The following is a 2,399-nucleotide window of genomic DNA, read 5'->3' as shown; positions in this document are numbered from 1 at the left end:
AAAGCGGCCTCAAGGGCAACAAATGACTTAAGCTAGGCCATAACAACAAGGAGGCCCCCGTGAGCGTAATCAGTAAATCCATTCTCCTCGTCGACGACGACCAGGAAATCCGCGAATTGCTGCAAACCTACCTCAGTCGCGCCGGCTTCCAGGTCCGTGGCGTGTCCGATGGCGCGGGGTTCCGCCAGGCGATGAACGAGGCACCGTGCGACCTGGTCATCCTCGATGTGATGTTGCCAGACGAAGACGGCTTCAGCCTGTGCCGCTGGATCCGCCAGCACCCGCGCCAGGCGCAGGTGCCGATCATCATGCTCACCGCCAGTTCCGACGAAGCCGACCGCGTGATCGGCCTGGAGCTGGGCGCCGATGACTATATCGGCAAGCCGTTCAGCCCCCGCGAGCTGCAGGCGCGCATCAAGGCACTGCTGCGCCGCTGCCAATTCGGCCAGGAGCGCAGCAGCGGCGGCGATGTGTGGGTGTTCGATGAATGGCGCCTGGATATGATCAGCCACCGCTTGTTTCATGTGGACGGCGAAGAGGTGATTCTCTCCGGTGCCGACTTTGCCTTGCTCAAGTTGTTTCTCGACCACCCGCAGCAGATCCTCGACCGCGACACCATCGGCAACGCCACCCGTGGCCGTGACCTGATGCCCTTGGACCGTATCGTCGATATGGCCGTCAGCCGCCTGCGCCAGCGCCTGCGCGACACCGAGAAACCCCCGCGGCTGATCCGCACCGTGCGTGGCAGCGGCTATCAACTGGCAGCCAGCGTGGTTGCCGGCAATGCCCACTGAACCGCTGAACGAACGCCGGCGCCGCTTGCCGGTACCCCGCTCGCTGCTGGGGCGCATGTTATTGCTGACCTTGCTGGCGGTGTTGTTCGCCCAGGCGCTGTCCAGCGTGATCTGGGTGTCGCAATTGCGCGCTACCCAGCTTGAGGGCCTGGTGACCAGCGCCCGCAGCCTCGCGCACTCAATGACCGCCAGCGTGAGTTACTTCCGGTCGCTGCCGGTGGCCTATCGTCCGTTAGTGCTGGACCAATTGCGCAGCATGGGCGGCACGCGTTTTGTAGTGACCCTCAACGATCGCCCGCTGGACATGCAGATACTGCCGGAAACCCCGCGCAAGCAAGCGGTGCTGGTGGCGGTGGATGAAGTGCTGCGCCAGACCCTGGGTGCCGACGTGCATATCTCGGTAGAGTTCGTCAGCGCCGAAGACCTGCGCATCTTCAATGCCGGCCTGAAGCTCGACGAACTGCCACGCTCCTGGGCCCATTACGCGCTAACCCTGGAGCCGGTGAACCCGCCGGTGCTGGTCACCCAGATTCAACTGGCGCCCGGCGAATGGCTGTACATCGCCTCGCTGTTGCCCGAGCCCTACACCAGCCTGGAAGAACAAGGCCTGCCGTCCCAGCAGGTGTGGTTCATCGTGCTCACCAGCGGTTTTCTACTGCTGTTCATCGGCCTGCTGGTGCACTGGCAAAGCCGGCCGCTCAAGCGCCTGGCACGAGCGGCGCGGGACATGTCCCTGGGCGCCGATGTGGAGCCGGTGGCGGAAGGCGGCGGCAGTGAAGTGGTGGAAGTGGGCCGTGCATTCAATGCCATGCGTGAACGCATCAGCCGTTACCTGACCGAGCGCAGCCAGTTGTTCAGCGCGATTTCCCATGACCTGCGTACGCCCATCACTCGCCTGCGCCTGCGCGTGGAATTGCTGGAAGACGAGAACCTGCAAAACAAATTCGGCCGTGATCTGGATGAGCTGGAGTTGCTGGTCAAAGGCGCGCTCCAATGCGTGAAAGACACCGACATCCACGAAAACATCCAGCCGGTGGACCTCAACCACGTCCTCGAATGCCTGGTGGAGCCGTACCTGGCACCCCATGGCAATGGCCGAGTGACCCTCGATGGGGCGGCGCTGTCAGCCTACCCAGGCAAGCCGCTGGCGCTCAAGCGTTGCATCGGCAACCTGATCGACAACGCGCTCAAGTACGGGCAGAACGCGCATTTGCATATCGAGGACGATGGCGTGCAGTTCATCCTGCACGTGGATGATGAAGGCCCAGGCGTGCCGCAGCAGCGACTGGAGCAAGTGTTTGAACCGCACTTTCGCCTGGCCGGCCAGCAGCAGGGTTACGGGTTGGGGTTGGGGATTGCGCGCAACATTGCCCACAGCCATGGGGGCGAAGTGAGTTTGCAGAACCTGCGTGAAGGCGGCCTGCGCGTCACTTTGCAGCTCCCCCGCGGATTAGACTGAATATACGCAGGACTACTGTGGGAGCTGGCTTGCCTGCGATAGCCATAGGTATCTACACAACTTTGCAGCCTGTAGCAGCCGACGGTAACCACGATGCGAAGCGAGCCGCTCTTGATCTTGATCTGCTTTTGATCTCAGGCGCCCCG

Annotated in this window: 2 protein-coding genes; both read left to right on the top strand. The window is 62.6% G+C overall.

Annotated features, from left to right (window positions below):
* Positions 1–59: 59 nt before the first annotated feature.
* A complete protein-coding gene (locus A7K61_RS30535) occupies positions 60–794 on the top strand; it encodes a response regulator (protein WP_003193918.1) in 735 nt (244 codons plus the stop codon).
* A complete protein-coding gene (locus A7K61_RS30530; RefSeq protein WP_056789187.1) occupies positions 784–2,253 on the top strand; it encodes an ATP-binding protein in 1,470 nt (489 codons plus the stop codon). The genes A7K61_RS30535 and A7K61_RS30530 overlap by 11 nt, the downstream gene beginning before the upstream one ends.
* Positions 2,254–2,399 lie beyond the last annotated feature (146 nt).

It is taken from the genome of Pseudomonas sp. AP42, assembly GCF_001728935.1.
In the GTDB taxonomy this organism is placed as follows: Bacteria; Pseudomonadota; Gammaproteobacteria; order Pseudomonadales; family Pseudomonadaceae; genus Aquipseudomonas; species Aquipseudomonas lactis.
This window is presented reverse-complemented; position numbering and strand designations above follow the sequence as displayed.